Annotated in this window: 17 protein-coding genes and 1 pseudogene; 8 read left to right on the forward strand and 10 right to left on the reverse strand. The window is 61.6% G+C overall.

Going from position 1 to position 20,374, the window contains the following annotated elements; all coding sequences use genetic code 11:
* Positions 1 to 66: 66 nt before the first annotated feature.
* Positions 67 to 283, reverse strand: a pseudogene (locus tag HMPREF2932_RS13355) (IS256 family transposase); the annotation flags it as partial.
* A gap of 326 nt (positions 284 to 609) precedes the next feature.
* Between HMPREF2932_RS13355 and HMPREF2932_RS12965 the strand changes: the two are divergent.
* On the forward strand, positions 610 to 1,557 hold the full coding sequence (locus HMPREF2932_RS12965; RefSeq protein ID WP_158010531.1) for a trypsin-like serine peptidase: 948 nt from the start codon (positions 610 to 612) through the stop codon (positions 1,555 to 1,557).
* Positions 1,511 to 1,927: a hypothetical protein gene (locus HMPREF2932_RS13360; RefSeq protein ID WP_049154756.1), complete on the forward strand. Its 417-nt coding sequence runs from the start codon at positions 1,511 to 1,513 to the stop codon at positions 1,925 to 1,927. Before HMPREF2932_RS12965 ends, HMPREF2932_RS13360 begins: the two co-directional genes overlap by 47 nt.
* 707 nt (positions 1,928 to 2,634) lie before the next feature.
* On the opposite strand, the gene HMPREF2932_RS01935 is transcribed toward HMPREF2932_RS13360, so the two are convergent.
* The 3 genes from HMPREF2932_RS01935 to HMPREF2932_RS13365 are packed head-to-tail and all read right to left on the reverse strand — an operon-like array spanning position 2,635 to position 6,351.
* Positions 2,635 to 3,321, reverse strand: a complete 687-nt coding sequence (locus HMPREF2932_RS01935) for a DUF2334 domain-containing protein (RefSeq protein ID WP_049154755.1) — start codon at positions 3,319 to 3,321, stop codon at positions 2,635 to 2,637.
* A gap of 54 nt (positions 3,322 to 3,375) precedes the next feature.
* Complete coding sequence (locus tag HMPREF2932_RS01940) at positions 3,376 to 5,484, reverse strand: S9 family peptidase (protein ID WP_070511044.1); 2,109 nt, start codon at positions 5,482 to 5,484, stop codon at positions 3,376 to 3,378.
* 9 nt (positions 5,485 to 5,493) lie between these two features.
* Positions 5,494 to 6,351, reverse strand: coding sequence for a phosphoribosylaminoimidazolesuccinocarboxamide synthase (locus tag HMPREF2932_RS13365; protein ID WP_070522876.1), 858 nt, complete (start codon positions 6,349 to 6,351; stop codon positions 5,494 to 5,496).
* A 64-nt stretch (positions 6,352 to 6,415) separates the two neighbouring features.
* Between HMPREF2932_RS13365 and HMPREF2932_RS01950 the strand changes: the two genes are divergently transcribed.
* Positions 6,416 to 7,222 carry a serine/threonine protein kinase gene (locus HMPREF2932_RS01950; protein ID WP_071409475.1) on the forward strand — a complete coding sequence of 269 codons (807 nt, stop codon included), beginning with the start codon at positions 6,416 to 6,418 and terminating at the stop codon, positions 7,220 to 7,222.
* Positions 7,222 to 8,490, forward strand: coding sequence for a hypothetical protein (locus HMPREF2932_RS01955; RefSeq protein ID WP_071409476.1), 1,269 nt, complete (start codon positions 7,222 to 7,224; stop codon positions 8,488 to 8,490). Before HMPREF2932_RS01950 ends, HMPREF2932_RS01955 begins: the two co-directional genes overlap by 1 nt.
* 195 nt (positions 8,491 to 8,685) lie before the next feature.
* On the opposite strand, the gene purB is transcribed toward HMPREF2932_RS01955, so the two are convergent.
* Together purB and purD are read right to left on the reverse strand one after the other, a co-directional pair.
* Positions 8,686 to 10,125: an adenylosuccinate lyase gene (gene purB / locus HMPREF2932_RS01960; protein ID WP_070821330.1), complete on the reverse strand. Its 1,440-nt coding sequence runs from the start codon at positions 10,123 to 10,125 to the stop codon at positions 8,686 to 8,688.
* 39 nt (positions 10,126 to 10,164) lie between these two features.
* On the reverse strand, positions 10,165 to 11,439 hold the full coding sequence (gene purD, locus HMPREF2932_RS01965) for a phosphoribosylamine--glycine ligase (protein WP_070515832.1): 1,275 nt from the start codon (positions 11,437 to 11,439) through the stop codon (positions 10,165 to 10,167).
* A gap of 34 nt (positions 11,440 to 11,473) precedes the next feature.
* Here purD and HMPREF2932_RS01970 point away from each other — a divergent pair, with 34 nt between their 5' ends.
* On the forward strand, positions 11,474 to 11,902 hold the full coding sequence (locus HMPREF2932_RS01970) for an HIT family protein (protein ID WP_046649286.1): 429 nt from the start codon (positions 11,474 to 11,476) through the stop codon (positions 11,900 to 11,902).
* Positions 11,903 to 11,926: 24 nt separating this feature from the next.
* Here HMPREF2932_RS01970 and HMPREF2932_RS01975 read toward each other — a convergent pair whose 3' ends face one another.
* From HMPREF2932_RS01975 to HMPREF2932_RS01985, 3 genes are all read right to left on the reverse strand, one after another.
* Positions 11,927 to 13,378, reverse strand: coding sequence for a sensor histidine kinase (locus tag HMPREF2932_RS01975; protein WP_071409477.1), 1,452 nt, complete (start codon positions 13,376 to 13,378; stop codon positions 11,927 to 11,929).
* Between the two features lie 11 nt (positions 13,379 to 13,389).
* The gene (locus tag HMPREF2932_RS01980) at positions 13,390 to 14,094 is read right to left on the reverse strand and encodes a response regulator transcription factor (protein WP_046649284.1); all 705 of its coding nucleotides are present in this window, start codon (positions 14,092 to 14,094) and stop codon (positions 13,390 to 13,392) included.
* A gap of 132 nt (positions 14,095 to 14,226) precedes the next feature.
* A complete protein-coding gene (locus HMPREF2932_RS01985) occupies positions 14,227 to 15,000 on the reverse strand; it encodes a MerR family transcriptional regulator (protein ID WP_070546752.1) in 774 nt (257 codons plus the stop codon).
* Positions 15,001 to 15,080: 80 nt separating this feature from the next.
* Here HMPREF2932_RS01985 and HMPREF2932_RS01990 point away from each other — a divergent pair, with 80 nt between their 5' ends.
* On the forward strand, positions 15,081 to 16,370 hold the full coding sequence (locus HMPREF2932_RS01990) for an MFS transporter (RefSeq protein WP_071409478.1): 1,290 nt from the start codon (positions 15,081 to 15,083) through the stop codon (positions 16,368 to 16,370).
* Positions 16,371 to 16,436: 66 nt separating this feature from the next.
* On the opposite strand, the gene HMPREF2932_RS01995 is transcribed toward HMPREF2932_RS01990, so the two are convergent.
* Positions 16,437 to 18,182 carry a pyruvate dehydrogenase gene (locus HMPREF2932_RS01995; RefSeq protein WP_071409479.1) on the reverse strand — a complete coding sequence of 582 codons (1,746 nt, stop codon included), beginning with the start codon at positions 18,180 to 18,182 and terminating at the stop codon, positions 16,437 to 16,439.
* 169 nt (positions 18,183 to 18,351) lie between these two features.
* On the opposite strand from HMPREF2932_RS01995, the gene HMPREF2932_RS02000 reads away from it, so the two are divergent.
* Both HMPREF2932_RS02000 and HMPREF2932_RS02005 read left to right on the forward strand, forming a co-directional pair.
* Positions 18,352 to 19,851, forward strand: coding sequence for an MFS transporter (locus HMPREF2932_RS02000; protein WP_071409480.1), 1,500 nt, complete (start codon positions 18,352 to 18,354; stop codon positions 19,849 to 19,851).
* Complete coding sequence (locus HMPREF2932_RS02005; RefSeq protein ID WP_070511059.1) at positions 19,838 to 20,365, forward strand: TetR/AcrR family transcriptional regulator; 528 nt, start codon at positions 19,838 to 19,840, stop codon at positions 20,363 to 20,365. The genes HMPREF2932_RS02000 and HMPREF2932_RS02005 overlap by 14 nt, the downstream gene beginning before the upstream one ends.
* Positions 20,366 to 20,374: the final 9 nt, after the last annotated feature.

Consider the following 20,374-nt stretch of genomic DNA (forward strand, 5'->3'; position numbering starts at 1 on the left):
TGTAAGCCTTGGACTCAAGGTCATTTTTCTCCGAGCGTAACGGACATTTCGTGTGGATTTAGGAACCCCGCCCCAGCCTTTTCTTACGCCTAGGCTGGGGTTCCATTCGTAGTCGATGTGGGCGTCGTATGTGGCTGGTCGCCGTTTGGGTGGCCGCGCCGTTTGAGTTCTTCTTTCGCCCAGGTAGCGCGTGGTGCTTTTCTCCTTGGCGTTCGAAGTCTTGTTACTTGGCTAACTCCAGTGGCGCTACAGGTTCTTCGGTGTGGGTATCGAGCCACCAGTCTGAAGGGTCCCAAGTTTTGTCCGTCATGGATAAGCTTTCAAGTCATGCCCGGAGACAACAGGTCCATATAGCTCCCGCAGAGAAAACCAACCCCGACTAACCCACCCACGAGGTTGGCAACCTATATAGGATCCCCAGCGCAGCCGGCCAGTCGGACCCGATGAAACAAGAGGCCACCCCTCCCCTATTTGGGGGAACACGAGGCAACATCAAACCGCCTGACGGTTGCACGGCCCTTTTCGATGCCTCATAATTCACTGCAAGGTGAATGGGAATTACCCCAGTTCACCCCACACATCATCATCTCTCACCTGCAAAGGATACTCATGAAGTTCTCTCTTCGGAAATCTACTATCGCAGCAATAGTGGCTACAATAACCTGTCTGTCCCCCACCGTAGCAAATGCTCAAACCCAAGCATTTCACGACTCTGTGGTGGGCGTGTCAGAAACAGGCGAGGAGCTATTCCTGCCAATTGCAACTGATAACGATGACCTCAACTCTGGCACGGAGGCAGTTGGACTTTCCGGATTTCCAAACACGGCGACCTCCCAAGACCGCGAAACCACGGTAGGGACTTACTCGATTATCGGTACCGATGATCGGCAAAAGGCATCTCCCAACCCGGCTATCGTCCAGATCCAGCGAGACGGCTTTAACCATTGTACTGGCTGGATGATTTCACCAGATACTCTCATTACGGCTGCCCACTGCCTTTACGAAAAAGATAAGCAGCGATGGACTCCAAAGCTCATTTTCCGTCCATCAGATTGGAGCCAGTGGTCTTATACCTTTGCGTCCCAAAAGTGGGTATCCGCCAAATACCCCACTACCGGGTCCGCCGATCACGACTGGGGAGTTGTAAAGTTTGCAAAGCCGATTTCTTCCAGCTGGTTTGGAATTAAACCGAGCGATACTTCTTCCGCTTTCTCCGGGCAAAAAGCAACTGTCACCGGATTTCCAGGAGAAAAAGGCGAGGGCCTGATTCGCGACTACGGACAACTGTGGACAATGAGCGGAATCCTTCAACCAGGAACCCAAACTCGACTCTGCTATAACTTGGACACCACGGGCGGACAAAGCGGCTCGCCAGTCTATACCACAGACAACGCTGCCATCGGCATTCACACGCATGGCATCAGCGATCTCGGCTGCCCTGAAAACAGTGCCCTACGTATCAGCCCAAGCATGCTAAATACCTTCAATGACATTAAGGAGATCCAAAACAATGCAACCACAGATCCCGGTTCCAGCTCAGGTTCAAGCTCTCATTAATAACCCCAGTAACCTTCTCGGACTCATTGGTACCGTTCTGGGCATTATTTCCCTAGTTGTTGCAATCAGTGTCGGCCAAGGCCTCCCCAACGATGGGCAGTCCAAGCCTAATGCAGGAGAATCAACGATTCGCGTTGTAACCTCCAGTGGTAACTCGGCAGGCGAATGTAAGCTTATTGGCCTTTCGCAGGAAAAGGTACACACGACTAATGCCAAAGGCGTGTACTTCTACGCGTTGGAACCTGGTTCGCATACCATCAACGCATCTTGTTCAGGGCTTTCCAGTCTTTCCTCCGCGCGAGCGCTCGAGGGTAGTCAGGAAGTAACCGTGAATGACGAGCCGGTGATGGTAAAGATTGTTGTTAAGTAGATTGGCCCTAACTTTCTTGGTTCTAAAGAGCTAAGAGAAACACGCGTGTGCCCCCAGGGAAACCTCCTGGGGGCACACGCTTTTCAATGAACCACACCTAATTCGAGAGGGAACCGTACTTTCGTACGCGCCCGTATGAGAAGCTGGCGCATTTAATGACAGCAGCAAAACATCATTTTCAAACAAATGAACGCTTTTAAACCTCTGCCCCAAGAGCGCCAAACGCTTATCTGCATGTGTTTACACGGGCAGTTGGCTGTAAACCTGTAAAGACCCCATCACCTTCAATGCACATCGCGATGATCTGTTTGAAGTTAGCCACAAGAACTAGCTTTTCCAAGTAGAAGTTGACGCAACGCCACCGAGTCGTGGCGCCTCCAACACCCCCATGTAGTACCGAGTACGCGCTAGACGCCGCCAACAGTGCAGCCGGACACCCGCCAGCATTACTGACGGAGCTTCCTGCCACTAACTCACTGACCCGCGACGCCGGAATACTCGCTAAGTTCGTCTCTGCTCAGCCAGGTCAAGCCCCTCATAAGAGAGGCTTTTCTCGCTCCGATTGCGGGTGGGGCAATTGAAACCTACGTCCGCTACCGCAATTCGGGGATTGCGCTCGTGAAACACGCAGCCAGCACACCCGACGGGTTCACAAACCTACACCGCGTCTAATTCGGCCACACCCCAAAGAAAAAGAGGTTGGTGGGCTATTCGGCGTGCGTGAAAACGGAATAGTCGGCGGGGCGGGCACCTGCTGCCATGGCGCGCTCGGCAGCCTTGAGGAAATCGGAAACAACCTTGCGGTCATCAAGGTTGCGTCCCGAAATGGACAGGCGCACGGTATTGCCGCGCTCGGCGGAGCGCTCCGCGGCGCGGATGATGTTGCGGCGCCACCACTTCGCAGAACCAAAACCCTCACCAAAGGACAGGTTGCGGGCTTGGTGGAGCTCGCCAGAGCGCAAATCATGGATACCTCGGGTAGAGGCGGCGAAGTCGAAGTCAAACTCGGGAAGGACAGTGAGCGTGCCTTCCGACATGCGCCAGCGCGGCGGCGCAAAGATAGTGGGTTCGAAACCGATCTTTGCCATCTGCCGCGTCGCCCCCTTCAGGCGCAGACGTGCCTCGTGCGCATCCAAGTTCGCGAACTCCGCGCGGCGGCCCTGAACTGCTTGGTCGAAGCCGTTGAGAATGAGCACGCGGCCGCCCTCCGCTTGATCACGCAACCACGATCGCGTCGACTCATCCTTAGCTAGGTGCCAATTGCCATCGATGTGTGGCGCTACGAGCAAGGACACCGGGATATCCGCTTTATCGAACTGCTCCAGCAGGTCAGCGGCCTGCCTTCGGGTGTCGTCGAAGATACTGGAAATCGAAACCAAAAGGTGGCCATGCATAAGGAAAATTATCGCATAGCCACCGCGCCGCCGCGCGCCGAGCGGGGGTGATGCTTAAGCCTCCGCCCCCGTAGCTTGGTTAATCAGCCACGCATACTCGAATGCTGCTTGCCGCCACTTGGCATAGCGGCCAGACACACCACCATGGCCGGCGGCCATCTCCGTCTTGAGGAGGAACTCGCCGCCGGTGGCGACGTCGCGAAGCTTGGCTACCCACTTCGCCGGCTCCACATAGAGCACGCGGGTGTCATTGAGCGAGGTCAACGCCAGGATATTGGGATACTCCTGCGGCGCAATATTTTCATACGGCGAGTAGGAGGCCATGTAGTCGTAGACCTCCGGGTCATGGTACGGGTCGCCCCATTCTTCCCACTCCACCACCGTGAGCGGCAACTCCGGCATCAGAATAGACGTCAACGGATCCACGAACGGCACGTTCGCCTCGATGGCCTTGAACCTATCCGGTGCCATGTTGGCCACCGCGCCCATGAGCAGGCCACCGGCGGAACCGCCCTCCGCTACCAAGGTGTCAGGCGTGGTCACCCGGCGCGCGATGAGGTCATCGGCCACCGCGATGAAGTCCGTAAACGTATTCTTCTTCGCCAGCATTTTGCCGTCGTCGTACCAGTTGCGGCCCATCTCACCACCACCGCGCACGTGCGCCATGGCAAAGATCATGCCGCGGTCCATGAGAGACAAACGGAAGACCGAGAAATACGGGTCCATGTTCGCCTCATAGGAGCCGTAGCCATACAGCAGCGTCGGGTTCGGCTGCGTGCGGTCGAGGTCCGCGCGGTGCACGATGGACACCGGCACCTTCGTCCCGTCAGGTGCTTCAGACCAGACGCGGTAAGCCACGTACTCATCCTTGTCATAGCCGCCAGGGACTTCCTGTTCCTTCAGCAGCGTGTACTCGCCGGTCGCCACGCGGTAATCAAAGAGCTGGGCCGGCTGGATGAAGGAGGTATAGCTCACGCGCAGCACCGGCGCGTCCCACTCGGGGTTACCGGCCACGCCGACGGTGTAGAGCTCCTCGTTGAAGTGAAGCTCGTCGAAGCGCGCCCACCCTTGGCGCACATCCATCACCGCTGCACGGCCGATCCCGCCGCGGCGATAGCCCACGATAATCTGGTCGCGGTAACAATCCACGCCCTCAATGCGCACTGTGTCATCGTGTGGCATGAGGACGGTGAGTTCGCGCAAGGCTGGAAGGTCATCGGAGACAGGACAGTAACCTAAGGCAAAGTTGGGGCCGGTGGCATTGTGCGTGACCACCCAATAATCGGTGCCGCCCACCACGGCGTGGTCGACGTCGTAGTCCACGCCGGTCTCGCGCGCCCACAGGCAGCGGAAATCGCCCTCCGGGTTGTCCTGCTCGAGCACCCACGCCTCATTCGTCGTCTTCGAGCCGGAGACAATCATGATGTACTTCTCGCTGCGTGTCGTGCCCACGCCGATGCCGAAGCGCGAATCCTCCTCGCGCATGACCACGACGTCCTCCGACTGTGGGGTGCCAACGCGGTGGCGCCACACGGTGTCCGGCCGCCACGCGTCATCCACGGTGGTGTAGAAGATGAATTCCTCCCCGACCCACGTCGCACCATAGAAGATGCCTTCCAGACGATCCTCCAACAGCTCGCCTGAACGCAGGTCCTTGATGAAAAGCTCAAAGCGCTCATCGCCGGCCACGTCGACCGAATAGGCCAGCAAATCACCGGAATCGCTCACCGAAGAAGCACCCAGGGCGAAGAAGTCGTGGCCTTCGGCGAGCGCGTTGACGTCGAGAAGCACCTGCTCCCCTTCCGGCGCCCCCGTCTCCGGGATGGTCGGCGGGGTCCACGGATCGGAGCCTTCCGAGACCGGGATGCGGCAGCTATAGCCGTACTCCTTACCTTCCTCGGTACGGCCGTAGTACCAGTACTTGCCGCGGCGCTGGGGCACGGACATGTCCGTCTGCTTGATGCGGGACTTGACCTCGGAGAAGATATTCTCCGTCAAGGTCTCCAGGTGTGCGGTGCGCTCCTTGGTGTAGGCGTTTTCAGCCTCCAGATACTCGCGGGTTTCCGGCGCCTCCTTCGCGCGCAGCCACTCGTAGTTATCGACGAAGCTGCGGCCATGAAACTCACGCGTCACCGGGCGCTTAGCAGCAATCGGTGCGTTCATTCAGCCTCCTTAAAAGGTGGTTCCGGACAGGCGCTCAAAGGCCTCAACATAACGCGCGCGGGTAGCCTGGACAACGTCATCCGGCAGGCGCGGCGGCGTGGACTCCTTGTCCCAGCCGGAATTGGTGAGCCAATCGCGCACATACTGCTTATCAAAGGAAGGCTGGACTTTGCCTTCCTCATAGGTATCGGCCGGCCAGTAGCGCGAGGAGTCCGGTGTGAGGACTTCATCGGCCAAGACCAAAGTGCCGTGCTTATCGACGCCAAACTCGAACTTCGTATCCGCCAAAATAATGCCCTTCTCCTCCGCCAACGCGGCGGCCTTGGCATAAATGCGCAGGGTGGCATCGCGCAGCTCTTCGGCGCGCTCGCGGCCGAGCTTGTCCACGACGACATCGAAGGAAACGTTTTCGTCGTGCTCGCCCTGCTCCGCCTTGGTGGCTGGGGTGAAGATGGGCTCGGGCAGGCGGGAAGCCTCGGTGAGTCCCTCGGGCAGCTCGACCCCGCACACGCTGCCGGATGCCTTGTACTCCTTGAGCCCGGAGCCGGTGAGGTAGCCGCGGGCGACGCACTCGAAAGGAAGCATGTCGAGCTTCTGCACGACCATTGCGCGGCCAAGGACTTCCTCGGGGATGCGCTCGTCATCGAGCGGTCCGGCCAAGTGGTTGGGGAAGTCGATGGCGTCGAAGAAGAACTTCGACGTCGCCGTGAGCACGCGGCCCTTGTCGGGGATGGCCGGCTCGAGAGCGTGGTCATAGGCGGAAATGCGGTCGGAGACCACCATGAGCAGGGTGTTGTCATCGATTTCGTAGATATCGCGCACCTTGCCGGAGGCGATGTGGGCATAGGAAGAAAGTTCTGGACGCATGACATACATTCTAGACCCGTCTAGACTGCTTCAAGATACGTCCCAATCCCGAGGAGCTAAGCCCGTGCACTCTCGCCTGACCTCCCTTTTGACCTCCGCTGCGCTGGTGGGCGCCGCCCTGTCTGTGCCCGCTGCGCACGCAGCCGACATCTCCGTGCGCGAGTCCGCCCACGGACAGTGGCTGTGCACGATGTCGGCGTCGGCCACGGATCGCGCACTAGCCCGCGATGTCCGGGCGGGCTACATCAACACCATCCGCGCGACCTCGGAGAAGATTCAAGCGCAGTTCCCGAAGCTGGACTTCTCCGCGTACACCTCGCGCGATATCAGCAAGGCTCCGGGCTACGCGGCGACGGTGGCCGCGCTGGGCAAGGCCGGCTACACGGGCGCGGATATGGTCATCATCATGGTCGGCGCGTCCGCCCCGGAGGACCTGGTGGAGGATGAATCGGTGCTGTTGCCGGGGGATGCCGAATACTCCATCAATGCGGCGAAGTCCCGGACTGAGAAGGGACCGGCACCGTTGTTGTCGACGGGTAGCGATTTCAGCCCTAAGCTGCGCGCCGCTCTGGCAGAAAACCAGGCTCAAGAAAAGGAAGCCGTCGACGCCTTCAACGCCGCCCAATCGCAGTCTTTCGCGGAGTGTGTAGAGGAGCTGCGCGGGCGCGGCGCTCAGGAGGGCATCCAGCCGGTGCCCGAGCTGCCCATTCCGGGGCAGACGACGCAGCAGCAAACCTCGTCCACGGGAGCGGCGGTCCTCGGCGTCATGACGGTGCTCACCGTGCTGGTGATCGGCGGCTACCTCGCCTCCAACGGCGCCTCTTTCGGCGGCTTTGAGCTGCCGGTTCTGCGCCTCCCCGGGATGGCCTAATGGCTGAGAGCGACGCCGAGCTAACCGTCATTACCGGTGAGGAAGGCGCACTTGTTATCGGCCCCGAATCCGAGTTGAAACGGCTTTCCGACCAGGCGGAGCTCTCTCCCGTCACTCCCCAGCTCCTCCGCCGCGCGAGTCAGGTGCTCGCAGGTATCGAGGACTACCAGAAGGAATCTGGACGGTGGCTCAAGCTCGATGCTGAGTCCGCTGCGTACCTCAAGCGCCTGGGCATCAAGCCGGGGGATATCCGCGCCGGTGTAATCCGCACCAAGGATGTCGGCCGCGGCGTTGCTTCGCACAACGGTGGAAGCCTGCTCAAGCACCTGACGTTTGATAAGGCCGGCCTGCTCACGCCGGCGGCTCCGATGGTGCTGGCGTCGATGATGCAGCAGGCGGGCGTCGAGAAGCAGATGGAGCAGATGCAGGCTTACCTGGAGCATATCGACGCCAAGCTCGATGAGGTGCTGCGCTTCCAGAAGGATTCGCTGGCTGGTGAGATTGATGGCGTCGCGGAGATGCTGACGGAGGCCGCCCTCGTCCTCGAGGACACCGCTGAGGTGACCGATACGCAGTGGGCAACCATCGCCCACCTCACTGCGGACCTGGCTAAGCTGCAAGGCCAGGTACTGCGACACCTGCGGGCCGTGGCGGAGACGATGGCGAGGTCAAAGACTTCGCCCGGGAAGGTGCGCGCGACCTTCCAGAAGACTAACGACGACGCAGGCTCGTGGTTCTACGAGCTTGCCCGAACCGTGCAGCTGCAGAACCAGATGTATGTGCTTCAGCTCAGCCGCGCCAATGCCGTGGAGGGCGAGGTGGCCAAAGACTACGCCGCGGCCGTTGCTCGGGCGCGGCAGAGGCGCGCCGCTCGTTTGCTGGAAGACCTCACCAGCATCGCCCACATTGCCCACGAGCTGGGCAGCTTCTCGACGCTGCGCAAAGCCATCGACTGGAACTCTCCCCGCGCCGTAGCGGAGGTCAACCATTTCTTTGCCCAACTGCGTGACTTCGCCGACGCTGCCAACCTTGCTGTCGAAGGAACCGAGGGCTTAGAGCCCGTCCGGCGCATCGATGCTTTCCGCGAGCTGACTGCCACCGGCACCAACATGGCCCGCGAAGCCGCTGGTGTTGCGCAGCAACGCACCTTAGAAGCCCGCGAAACCGTAACCAACCGCGCCCGGCAAGCCTGGGGTACAACCCGCAGCGCCATCGAGTCCGCAACGAAGGGCGCAGACAAAGCGCCGAATAAAGCAGAAAGTGACTAGCTGATCGTTTCGATCAAATAAGGGCCAGAAAATTCGATCTGGGCAACCTTATTTGATCGAAACGTACATGGACCGGGCCAGCGAGGTACGTTTTCGTAAATAGCGCCCCGAAAACTCGCGTTTGAGAGGGATTGTCTGCGAAAACGTACCACGCCCGGTGGCCCCAGATCACTGGATGCCCCCTGGCAGCGTGGGCTAGAGGATCTCGCCCGGGGTGTAGGCCGCGGCCTTCGGATGCTGGTCAACAATCGCCTTGATGCGGCCCAGAATCTGGCTCACCTGCGATTCGGCAGCGCCGATGAAAGCGTGCTTGTCCGACAGCGCGGCCTCGAGGGCGGCGGCATCGAGCGGCAGGCGCTCGTCGGCAGCCAGGCGCTCAATCAGATCCTGCTCCCCGCCATTCTCACGCATGTTGAGCGCCACGGCGACAGCATTTTCCTTGATGACCTCGTGCGCGGTCTCGCGGCCTACGCCCGCGCGCACCGCCGCCATGAGGATGCGGGTGGTGGCGAGGAACGGCAGGTAGCGCTCCAGCTCGCGGTCAATCATGGCCGGGAAAGCGCCGAACTCGTCGAGCACGGTGAGGAAGGTTTCAAACATGCCGTCGATAGCGAAGAAGGCGTCGGGCAGCGCCACGCGGCGTACCACCGAACAGAACACGTCACCCTCGTTCCACTGCTGGCCGGACAGGTCCGCCACCATCGTCAGGTAGCCGCGCAGGATGACCTGGAAGCCACCGACGCGCTCGCAAGAGCGGGCATTCATCTTGTGCGGCATCGCGGAGGAACCAACCTGGCCCTCCTTGAAGCCTTCCGTCACGGTTTCGTTGCCAGCCATGAGGCGAATGGTCGTTGCCAGCGAGGAAGGCCCAGCGCCCAGCTCCACCAGCGCGGACACAGCATCAAAGTCGAGGGAGCGCGGGTAGACCTGGCCCACCGAGTTAAAGACGCGGGAGAATCCCAGGTGATCCGCAATGCGGGTCTCCAACGCGGCGAGCTTGTCTTCGGATCCGCCCATGAGGTCGAGCATGTCCTGCGAGGTGCCCATCGGGCCCTTGATGCCGCGCAGCGGATAGCGGCTCAGCAGCGATTCCACGCGCTCGATGCCCAGCAGGAGCTCGTCGGCAGCGGAGGCGAAACGCTTGCCCAGGGTCGTGGCCTGGGCAGCGACGTTGTGGGAACGACCCGCCATGACCAGCGTCTGATACTGCGCCGCGCGCTCACCAATGCGCGAGACCACCGCGATGGCCTTATCGCGGGTTAGCTCCAAAGAACGCAGAATCTGCAGCTGCTCCACGTTCTCCGTCAGGTCACGCGAGGTCATGCCCTTGTGGATGTGCTCGCAGCCGGCTAGGGCGTTGAACTCCTCGATGCGCGCCTTGACGTCGTGGCGCGTAACGCGCTCACGCTCCGCGATGGAGGCGAGGTTGACGTTCTCAACCTGCGCCTCGTAAGCGGCGATAGCCGAGGCAGGGATGTCGACGCCAAGATCCTTCTGCGCCGTCATCACCGCAATCCACAGCTGGCGCTCCAGAATAATCTTGTGCTCCGGGGACCAGATTTCAGCCATCTCGGGGGAGGCGTATCGAGCGGACAGGACGTTGGAAATGTTCTTCTTTTCAGCCACGTCGCTCATTATTCCACGCCGCACCCCAAAGGAGGCATTATCAGGGGATTAGATGCTAATCTGCCCCTTCTCCGCCGGCAGTGCAATGTCCGTGCGGAAGAAGCTGCCCTCCAGCTCGATGCCGCCGAGAACCTCGTAGGCGGCTGCGCGGGCATCAGCGAGGGTGGCACCGCGACCGAGAACGTTGAGGACGCGACCACCGTTGGAGACGTAGCCGCCCTCCCCCGTGGTGGTACCGGCGTGCAGAACCCGGGTGGGATCATCAAGATCCGGCGAGGCAATCGGGTCGCCCTTGCGCGGCGAAGCCGGGTAGCCCTCGGCAGCCAGCACCACGGTGACGGCATAGCCGTCTTCCCACTCCAGCGGCGCCAGCTCCGCTAGCTGTCCGGTAGCGGTGGCGCTCAAAACCTCACCCAGCGGAGACTTCAGCAAAGCGAGCACCGCCTGCGTTTCCGGGTCACCGAAGCGGGCATTGAATTCCACCACGGCTGGGCCTTCCTTGCCCCACGCCAGGCCGGCGTACAGCAAGCCAGAGTACGGGGTGCCGCGCTTGACCATTTCCTTAGCCACGGGCACGCAGACTTCGTCGACGATGCGCTGGACGCCGTCGGCAGGCAGCCACGGCAGCGGGGTGTAGGCGCCCATGCCGCCGGTGTTGGGGCCTTCATCGTTGTCATAGGCGCGCTTATGGTCCTGCGCCGGGAGCAGCGGGACGACGGTCTCGCCGTCCACCAAGCAGAACAAGGAGACCTCCGGGCCGTCGAGGAAGGACTCGAGCAGCACTGGGTTGCCGGCAGCATGAACGGCATCGACGTGCGCGCGGGCTGCCTCGCGAGACTCGGTCACCACCACGCCCTTGCCGCCGGCCAAGCCGTCGTCCTTAACCACGAAGTGTGGGCCGAAGCGGTCGAGGGCGGCCTCGATGTCCGCATCGGTGGCACCGGGGGCGAGCTGCTCCGCGCGGGCGGTGCGCACGCCGGCGGCCGCCATGACATCCTTGGCGAAGGCTTTGGATCCCTCGATCTGTGCCGCGCTTGCCGACGGCCCGAAGACCGCAATGCCGCGCTCGCGCAAAGCATCCGCCACGCCTTTCACCAGCGGTACCTCCGGGCCGATGACGACCAGATCCGCGTCAATATCAACCGCCAGCTCCGTCATACGCGCAGGATCGTCCACCTGGGAATACTCCGGGTGAATGGTGGCTTGCTTGGCATGTGCCGGGGAACCCGGTGCGATGTGCAAATCGGTAACAGAGGGATCAGATTTAAGGCCAGTGAGCAGGGCGTGTTCGCGGCCGCCCGAGCCAATAACGAGAATGCGCATGCCGTCTATCTTAACTGGCGGTAGCCTAGGGGCCATGTCTTCCGTATTTACAAAGATCATCGAGGGCGAGCTGCCTGCTCGCTTTGTGTACCGCGACGAGAAGTGCGTGGCGTTTTTGTCCATCGAGCCGCTGCGTTATGGCCACACCTTGGTGGTGCCGGTCGAGGAGGTCGATAAGTGGACTGACCTCGATTCAGAAACCTGGGCACACCTCAACGAGATCGCTCTAGAGATCGGTGGCGCCATCAAGACGGCCTTCGATACCCCGCGTACGGGCTACATCATCGCCGGCTTCGACGTTCCCCATACCCACATCCACCTCTTCCCCACCGAGAAGATGGAAGACTACGACTTCGCCAAGGCCTTCGCTGCCGACGCCACCGACCCCGCCGCCATGGACGAGGCCGCCGCGCGCATCCGCCAGCACCTCGGCACGGACGAGGATGGCCGCCGCGACAGCTAAGAGCTGACTGCTACCTTTCGGCAGCTAGGCACTAGCTGCCGCCTTGGGCAGCTGGACGGTAAACACCGAGCCGCTGCCCAGCTCCGAATCCACGGAGATTGAACCGCCGTGCTGCTCCACTAGGGACTTCACAATGGCCAAGCCTAAGCCCGAGCCACCCGTATCGCGGGTGCGCGAGGTGTCTGCACGGTAGAAGCGCTCAAAGATATGGGCCGCGTCTTCGGGGGAGATGCCCTTGCCGTCATCGGCGACGTCGATAAACACGTGCTCCTCGTCGTCGCGCAAGGTCAGCGTCACCGACGCCTCCTCGCCGCCGTGGCGGATACCGTTGGATACCAAGTTGAGCAACACCTGGTGCAGGCGGTCCGCGTCACCGTTGACCATCGGAATCCCGGAGGCCTCATTATTGACGTTGATGGTGCGGCCCGCAAAAGCCGCCCGCGCCGAAGAGCCCACAGAGAGCACGAGCTCCAGCATGTCAACCTCGCGCATGTCCAGGCGTGAGCCCTCCGCGCGCGTCAGGGCCAGCAGATCCTCCACGAGCAACGACATCCGCTTAGACTCGGCATCGATCTTGCTGAAGACAAACCCCGCGTCCTGGGTAGCCCCCGAGCGGTACAGCTCCGTGTAGCCGCGCAGGCTGGTCAGCGGCGTGCGCAGCTCGTGGGAGGCATCGCCGACGAAGCGGCGCATTTGCTGTTCTTTTTCCTGCGCATCGACGACGGAATTCTGCAGCTGCCCCAGCATGACGTTGAGCGCTGCGGCAAGCTGCCCCACTTCAGTGTGCAGCGGCCACTCCGGCACGCGCTTGTCCAAGTTGCCCGCCGCGATCTGGGAAGCCGTTTTCTCGACCACACGCAGCGGCCGCAGAGCCCGGTGGATCAGCCACATGCCCACCAGCGCGATGATCAGCATGACCAAGGCCGCGATGATCACCTGGACAATCGCCAACCCTTTCAGGATGGAGTTTTCCGTCGTCATGTCTTTGGCGACGACCACCACGGAACCATCCGGTTGGAGCTTGGCCACGGCCCGCCATTCGGTCTCGCCCTGAATCGAGCGCACGGTAGTGGGTTCCCCGCCGACGATCACGTTGCGCGCATCGGGCAACGCGGCCATCGGCCGCGTGGTCACCACGGAACCATCGGGATAGTACGCCAGCGCCACATAGTCCGTCGGGGGTCGGCGGCTTCCGTCCTGCGGCATATAAAAGGACTCGTCGAGGTTGCTGGCCCAGGAGCTGTGGGCGTCGTTAAGCTCGGTGTCCACTCGGGTGTAGAGCACGTTGCGCATGATCGACGACACCGCCAGGGAGGACATGGCCAGGCCAAGCCCCGATACCAGCACCATGAGGACAAGTAGCCACGTGCGCAGGGGCAACGCTTTGGGGCGCTGCATACGCCGGCGCGGGGCTTTATCCCGCACCAGCGTCACCCCAGATTGTGGGGCCTGAATATTCGCGGTGGGTTCGCTCATAGTGGATGAGCCTACGAGCGCGGCATGCGCAGCACGTAACCGACACCGCGGACGGTGTGAATAAGCGGTGTATCGCCGGTATCAATTTTGCGGCGTAGGTAAGAAATATAAGACTCCACCACGTTGCCGTCGCCGCCGAAGTCGTAGTGCCAGACATTATCCAGGATCTTAGACTTGGACAGCACGACCTCGCGGTTCTGCATGAGGTAGCGCAGCAGGTTGAACTCGGTGGGCGAAAGCTCCACGATCTCCCCCGCCTTGGTGACCTCGTGGGTGTCATCGTTGAGGGTGAGGTCGGCATAGGTCATGGTGGCGTCGCCGTCCTGGTCATCCACCGCGTTACCGCGGCGCAGAATCACGCGCAGGCGGGTGATGACCTCTTCCAGGCTGAAGGGCTTGGTGACGTAATCATCCGCGCCAATGGTCAAGCCATGGATGCGCTGGTCCACGCTGTCCTTGGCGGTCAGGTAGAGCACGGGGCCGTCGAGGCCCTCTGCGCGTAGCTTGCCCAGCAGCTCAAAGCCGTCCATGCCCGGCATCATGACGTCCATGATGTAAGCGTCTGGATTGATCTCACGCGCGATGCGCAGGGCCTCGTTGCCGGAGTTGGCGCTGTGTACGTCGAAACCTTGAAACTTTAGGGAGACGGTGAGCAACTCAACGATATTGGGCTCGTCATCGACGACAAGTACCTTGACGTCCTTCGAATCATCCATGGTCCCGCTTTGGTCCTTTCTCCGCTTCTCTTAACGCCTGGTGGCGCCAGGGATATCTCATTCAAGGTGAGAAGTATTGCACTCTGGCTTCCAAGGGTACTGAGCGGAGTCTGTACGTGCGCTGTGAACCGACTAGTCCCAGGCGAGATTGTCCAGATCCACCCCTTCCGCCTGCGCTTGCGCCTCAATCAGCTGACGCAAATAGTCGGCATTACCGCGGTAGGTCTCGTTAAACCGCGGGTCCTCGCAGTACATGCGCGCCAGGATCACCTGCTTGGACCTCGACACCGGGTACCACTGGGCGATGAGGGCGCGGTGCTTGTCGACGATTACCTTCGCCTCCTCGCCGCCCGGTTCAAGTCCTGCGTCCGCGGCCTCCTCTAGCTCGGCCGCAAAGTTCTCATGGTCCACTGAGAATTCCTCCCAGTCCTTCTTTCCCATCGAATCTGCGACGGCCGCACTGGCCGCCCATTCTTTGCTGTCTCCCCACTTCTCGTGGGCTTCTTCCTGCAGTTGGGGCCATGCGTCACCCAGGTTCCGCACTTTTTGGCTGGGGCTTAGGTTCTTATCCATTTCAGTCTCCTCAATTAGTCTTTCCACTGCGTACAACATGGCGTCGACGTCGGCTCGCCGCTTCTGCAAGGCCTCGTGTTGGGCGCGGAGGCGGGCCAGGGTGGCTGCGGAAGGGGCGTCGAGAAGCACTGCGATGTCCTTCAGCTCAATTCCCACGCTGCGATAAATCAGGATGTCCATCCCGCGTTGCACATCGTCTTCGGTGTAGAGGCGGTGATCGCCCCCGGTGCGCCACTGGGGGCTAAGCAGGCCGATGTCATCCCAGTGCCGCAGGGTGCGGGTGGTGACTTTCAAAATGCCGGCCACATCGCCGATGCTGTAGTCGTTACGCATGTCGTTGAGCCTAAAAGTTGACGTCGCGTTAAGTGCAACTCCATCCACTCGGCAGGTGTTTTTGCCTACGATAATGAAGCATGACGCAAGCCTCGACACGCACTGACCGCCTCACCGTGGCTGCCTGGGCCCTGTGGGACTGGGGTTCGGCCGCCTTCAACGCGGTGCTCGTGACGTTTATTTTCTCGGTCTACCTCACCGACTCGGTGGGCCAGCAGATTGACTCGCAGTTCACCCCGGCGCAGTGGCTGTCGTGGTCCATGACGGTGGCGGGCCTGGTGATCTTTGCGGTGACCCCCGTGATGGGGCAGCGCTCGGACCGGTTGGGCACGCGGCGGCGCGCGCTGGGTTTCTGGTCGCTGCTGACCTTCCTGGTCATGGCCAGCCTGTTCTTCATCCGCAATGATGCGCCCGCGTATTTCTGGCTCGGCCTCATCGGCCTAGCGGTAGGTTCGGTGACCATCCAATTCGCGGAGGTCAACTACTTTGCCCAACTCAACCAGGTGGCCACCGAGGACAGAGTGGGCCGCGTATCCGGCCTGGGCTGGTCGGCAGGCTATTTCGGCGGCATCGTACTGCTGCTCATCTGCTACTTCGGCTTCGTCTCCGGCGAGGGCGGCGGACTGGGGCTGTCCACGGAGGGTGGCTGGAATATTCGGCTCGTGGCACTGCTTTCGGCGGCGTGGTTTGGGCTGTCTGCCATCCCCGTGTTGCTGCGCGTGCCGGAGATTGCGCCGTCGGGTGAATCGACGGGCGGTGTGGCGGAGTCTTACCGCGAGCTGTGGCGCACGGTGCGAACGCTGTGGCGGGAGGACCGCAATGCCTTTGCGTTCCTCTTTGCTTCTGCCATCTTCCGCGATGGCCTGTCCGCGGTGTTTAGCTTCGGGGCCGTGCTGGGCGTATCCGTCTATGGGCTTTCGCCTGGCGACGTCCTCATCTTCGGTGTTGCCGCCAACGTTGCGGCCGCGCTGGGCGCGGTGGTCGGCGGGCTGATCGACGACCACGTGGGCCCCAAAGCCATCATCCTCACCTGCCTGGCCATCTTGACGCTCATGGCCGGGATCATGTTTGTGGCGCAGGGGCCGACGGCCTTCTGGATCTGCGGGCTCATCCTGTGTCTCTGCGTCGGACCGGCCCAGGCCTCCGCCCGCGGCTTCTTGGCGCGTGTGGCCCCGCCGGGGCGCGAAGGCGAGATGTTTGGCCTCTACGCCACGACCGGCCGAGCCGTGGCGTGGTTGACGCCCTTCCTCTTTGGCGTCTTCGTTTCCCTGCTCGGGCAGGGAGATCGGGGAGGCGTGCTCGCCATTGGGCTGGTCCTGCTCGTCGGCGCGCTGGTCCTCATCCCAGTCAAAGACCCCGCGAAGGCATAACGCTTTCGCGGGGTGGAACCGCAGGGTGTGGGTCCCTTTTAATGTGCGGCGCTTAACGCCGACACATTAAAAGTCCTGCGGGCGCGGAATATTGCGCAGGTTGGACTTCGCCATGGAGAGCATCTGGCCCACGCCACCACCGAAGACGGTGCGGGTTGCCGCCTTGGAGAATCCGAGCAGCTGCTCAAAGGTCAGTGTGGGCGGCAGGGAGAGGGCGTTGGGGTCGGTGACGACGTCGATAAGCGCAGGCCCATCGTAGGCCAAGGCCTCCTTGATGAGGCGCGGCGCATCCTTCGGATCCTCGATGCGGAAGTGCTTGATGCCCGCACCCTCCGCAATCTTGGCGTAGTTGACGTGCTCGTGGTCGGTCTCATGCTCCGGCAGGCCCTGGACCAGCATCTCCAACTTGACCATGCCGAGGGAAGAGTTGTTGAACACGAACATCTTCACCGGCAGGTTGTGCAGCTTCACCGTGAGCAGCTCGCCCATGAGCATGGACAGCCCACCGTCGCCGGAGAAGGTGATGACCTGGCGGTCCGGGTGCGCTGCCTGCGCACCGATGGCCATCGGCAGGGCGTTGGCCATGGTGCCGTGGCGGAAGGAACCGATCTGCTCGCGCTTGCCGTTCGCAGTAATGTAGCGCGCGCCCCACACGTTGCACATACCGGTATCGACGGTGAAGATGGCGTCTTCATCGGCCTGCTGGTCAATGAGGTCGGCGATGTACTCCGGGTGGATCGGCGTGTGCTTCTCGACGCCGGAGGTGTAGGCCTCAACGACGTGATGCAGCTTGTCGTAGTGCTTCTTGAGCATCTTGTCGAGGAAGGAGCGGTCCTTCTTTTCATCGACGTGCGGCAGGATGTTCTCGATGGTGGCGGCGACATCGCCCGTCACCGGGTACTTGATGCGGGTGCGGCGGCCAATGTGGGAGCCATCGATGTCGACCTGGGCCACGTTGGCATCCGGCAGGAAGTCGTTATAGGGGAAGTCCGTGCCCAGCAGGATGAGCAGGTCTGCCTCGTGGGTAGCCTCGTGGGCCGCGCCGTAGCCGAGCAGGCCGGACATGCCGACGTCGAAGGGGTTGTCGTACTGGATGTACATCTTGCCGCCCAAGGCGTGGCCGATGGGTGCCTTGATCTTTTCGGCGAGTGCGAGGACCTGCTCGCGGGCATTCTTTACACCGGCGCCAACGAAGAGGGTGACGGTCTTGGCCTCATTGATGGCCTGGGTGAGCGCGGCGGCCTCTGCCGGGTCTGGGAAGACAACCGGGCGGCCGGAGGAAATAACGGAGGAGGTGAAGGTATCTTCTTCTGCTTCCTGCGTGGATACATCGCCCGGGATGACGAGGACGGACACACCCTTGCCCGCCATGGTGCTCTGGATGGCGTGGTGCAGAACCACGGCGCCTTGGTCAGCGGAGTTGACCATCTCGCAGTAGCCGGAGCACTCCTGGAAGATGGCCTCTGGGTGGGTTTCCTGGAAGAACGTCGAGCCGATCTGGCGGGAAGGAATGTGGCTGGCCAGGGCGAGGACCTTGGCGCCGTTGCGGTGGGCGTCGTAAAGCCCCTGAATAAGGTGCGTGTTTCCCGGACCGCAGGAAGCGGCGCACACTGCGAGGTTTCCGGTGGTGAGGGAATCAGCCTCCGCGGCGAAAGCCGCGGCCTCTTCGTTGCGGACGTGCACCCACTCGATGGAGGACTTCCGCACTGCATCCACGATGGGGTTGAGGGAATCACCGACGAGGCCATAAATGCGTTTGACACCCTGGGCCTCCAGAGTTTCCACGAGCTGTGTGGCGTAATTGCGTGCCATGTTTTACCTCTCTAACGTTTGTCGCTAACGATCCCCAGTGTTCCCCTGACCGGGCGCGTTTCGCCACCATAAAGCTACCTTCTCACGTCACGCGGGTTTTGTGACTTTAACAACAAGTCAACATTCAAGCCTTTGAAACTGTAACGACCGTTCGCTATAGTTTCGCAGCATGACAGACGTTCACACGAAAGCCTCCGCAGAGGCCTTAAGCACCTCAGCGACCCGCCGGTGGACCTTCTTCAGTGTCGTCTCCCTGGGTCTGCTCATGATCGGCCTGGACAACTCGATCCTTTACACTGCCCTGCCGGAGCTCTCCGAGCAGTTGCACGCCACCTCGCTGCAGCAGCTGTGGATCATCAACGCCTACGCGCTCATGCTCGCTGGCCTCCTCCTAGGCACCGGCACGTTAGGTGACAAGATCGGTCACCGCCGCATGTTCGTCATCGGCCTGTGGGTCTTCGGCATCGCTTCGCTGGCCGCCGCACTCGCCCCCGGCGCGTGGGAGCTCGTCGCCGCTCGCGCCTTTTTAGGCCTCGGTGCGTCCATCATGATGCCCGCTACCCTGGCGCTGATTCGTCTGACCTTTGAGGATGAGATTGAGCGCAACACCGCCATCGGCATTTGGGGCTCCATCGCCGTCGTCGGCGCGGCGGCGGGCCCCACGGTAGGCGGCTTCTTGCTCGAGCATTTCTGGTGGGGATCGGTCTTTTTGGTCAACGTGCCCATCGTCATCATCGCGCTCATCCTCACCGCCTTCCTCGCCCCGCCTAATGTGGCGAACCCGGCGAAGCAGTGGGATTTCTTGTCTTCCCTTTACGCGCTGATCACGCTGGCTTCGCTGGTGCTCGTCATCAAGTCTGTCGCCAGCTCCCATCTCAACGCCATGCTTATTGGCGGCGCGCTGGCTGCCTGTCTCATCGGTGCCATCCTCTTCACTCGCCGCCAGCACAAACTGAAGGAGCCGCTTCTCACCTTCGATATCTTCCGCTCGCCCATCTTCAGCGGCGGCGTGTTGGCCGCAGCCGGCGCCATGTTTGGCATGGCAGGGCTGGAAATGACCACCACGCAGAAGCTGCAGTTGGTGGACCTCTACTCCCCGCTGCACGCTGGGCTCATCATTTCCCTCATCGCGATTGCGGCGCTGCCGATGTCCGCGCTGGGCGGGGCTAACCTGCACCGCTGGGGTTTCTTGCCCATCATCGCTGGCGGCTTCCTCGCCATGGCAGCGGGCATTGGCGGCGTGGTGTGGGGCGGCACGCACGAGGTCTTCCCCGCATACCTGGCTGGTCTGTTCATCACTGGCCTCGGCGCGGGGTTCGTGATGTCGGTGTCCTCCACTGCCATCATCGGTGCCGCTCCTGCGTCACGCTCCGGCATGGCCGCGGGTGTGGAGGAAGTGTCCTATGAGTTTGGCACACTGCTGTCGATTGCGGTCACTGGATCAGTGCTGCCAATGCTCTACAAGAGCGGACTGCCCGAGGACATCCAGGACTTAGGCATGGAAGCACTCCACAACCCCGCACTCGCGGAGGCCGCCGGCGCCGCGTATAACGACGCCTACCTAGCCACCGCCGCTGGGCTCGGCGTAGTCATGCTCATTTTTGCCGCGGTCACCGGCTGGTGCTTCCGCAGCAATCCAACCTCAGGAGGTGCCGATGCCCCGCGTTAGTAAAAAGGTCGAGGCGCTCGAAAAAGCGCTCGCCATCATCGAAGAGGATGGCGTTCACGCGCTGACCTACGATTCCCTGGCCACCGCCACAGGCATGAGTAAGTCTGGGCTCATCTACCACTTCCCCACCCGCCACGAGCTGCTCATTGACTGCCACAAGCTCTGCGCGGAGCGCTGGGAGGAAGAGCTCGTCGGTCTCTCCGACGGCAAGACGGCAGACCAGCTGAGCCCGCGCCAGCGCTACCGTGCCGCGCTGGAGTCCATGGGAAAGAATGACCCGCTCATTGAATTGCTCATGTCCATCCACTCACAGTCCCATCCGGACTTCCAGAAGGTGTGGAGGGACGTCGACAGGCGCTGGCTCCCCGATCCTGCCTCGGAGGATGAATCCGTCGTGCTGGCTTCAATCATCGCCGACGGCCTGTGGGTCCACGATCACCTCACCGACCGCCCCCTACCGCCGCAAAGGCGCCGCGCGCTTATCGACGTCGCCTTGGGCCACCTCGCCGAATAGGCCCGAAAA

Source organism: Corynebacterium sp. HMSC074H12 (assembly GCF_001813755.1).
GTDB lineage: Bacteria > Actinomycetota > Actinomycetes > Mycobacteriales > Mycobacteriaceae > Corynebacterium > Corynebacterium hiratae.

Bases quoted from the DNA above. Each gene is read 5' to 3' on its own strand.
- HMPREF2932_RS01935 (WP_049154755.1), bottom strand. From the start codon at position 3,321: ATGCATGGCCACCTTTTGGTTTCGATTTCCAGTATCTTCGACGACACC.
- purB (WP_070821330.1), bottom strand. From the start codon at position 10,125: ATGAGCGACGTGGCTGAAAAGAAGAACATTTCCAACGTCCTGTCCGCT.
- HMPREF2932_RS01970 (WP_046649286.1), top strand. From the start codon at position 11,474: ATGTCTTCCGTATTTACAAAGATCATCGAGGGCGAGCTGCCTGCTCGC.
- HMPREF2932_RS01990 (WP_071409478.1), top strand. From the start codon at position 15,081: ATGACGCAAGCCTCGACACGCACTGACCGCCTCACCGTGGCTGCCTGG.
- HMPREF2932_RS12965 (WP_158010531.1), top strand. From the start codon at position 610: ATGAAGTTCTCTCTTCGGAAATCTACTATCGCAGCAATAGTGGCTACA.
- HMPREF2932_RS01995 (WP_071409479.1), bottom strand. From the start codon at position 18,182: ATGGCACGCAATTACGCCACACAGCTCGTGGAAACTCTGGAGGCCCAG.
- HMPREF2932_RS01940 (WP_070511044.1), bottom strand. From the start codon at position 5,484: ATGAACGCACCGATTGCTGCTAAGCGCCCGGTGACGCGTGAGTTTCAT.
- HMPREF2932_RS02000 (WP_071409480.1), top strand. From the start codon at position 18,352: ATGACAGACGTTCACACGAAAGCCTCCGCAGAGGCCTTAAGCACCTCA.
- purD (WP_070515832.1), bottom strand. From the start codon at position 11,439: ATGCGCATTCTCGTTATTGGCTCGGGCGGCCGCGAACACGCCCTGCTC.
- HMPREF2932_RS02005 (WP_070511059.1), top strand. From the start codon at position 19,838: ATGCCCCGCGTTAGTAAAAAGGTCGAGGCGCTCGAAAAAGCGCTCGCC.
- HMPREF2932_RS01985 (WP_070546752.1), bottom strand. From the start codon at position 15,000: ATGCGTAACGACTACAGCATCGGCGATGTGGCCGGCATTTTGAAAGTC.
- HMPREF2932_RS01980 (WP_046649284.1), bottom strand. From the start codon at position 14,094: ATGGATGATTCGAAGGACGTCAAGGTACTTGTCGTCGATGACGAGCCC.
- HMPREF2932_RS01975 (WP_071409477.1), bottom strand. From the start codon at position 13,378: ATGAGCGAACCCACCGCGAATATTCAGGCCCCACAATCTGGGGTGACG.
- HMPREF2932_RS13365 (WP_070522876.1), bottom strand. From the start codon at position 6,351: ATGCGTCCAGAACTTTCTTCCTATGCCCACATCGCCTCCGGCAAGGTG.
- HMPREF2932_RS13360 (WP_049154756.1), top strand. From the start codon at position 1,511: ATGCAACCACAGATCCCGGTTCCAGCTCAGGTTCAAGCTCTCATTAAT.
- HMPREF2932_RS01955 (WP_071409476.1), top strand. From the start codon at position 7,222: ATGGCTGAGAGCGACGCCGAGCTAACCGTCATTACCGGTGAGGAAGGC.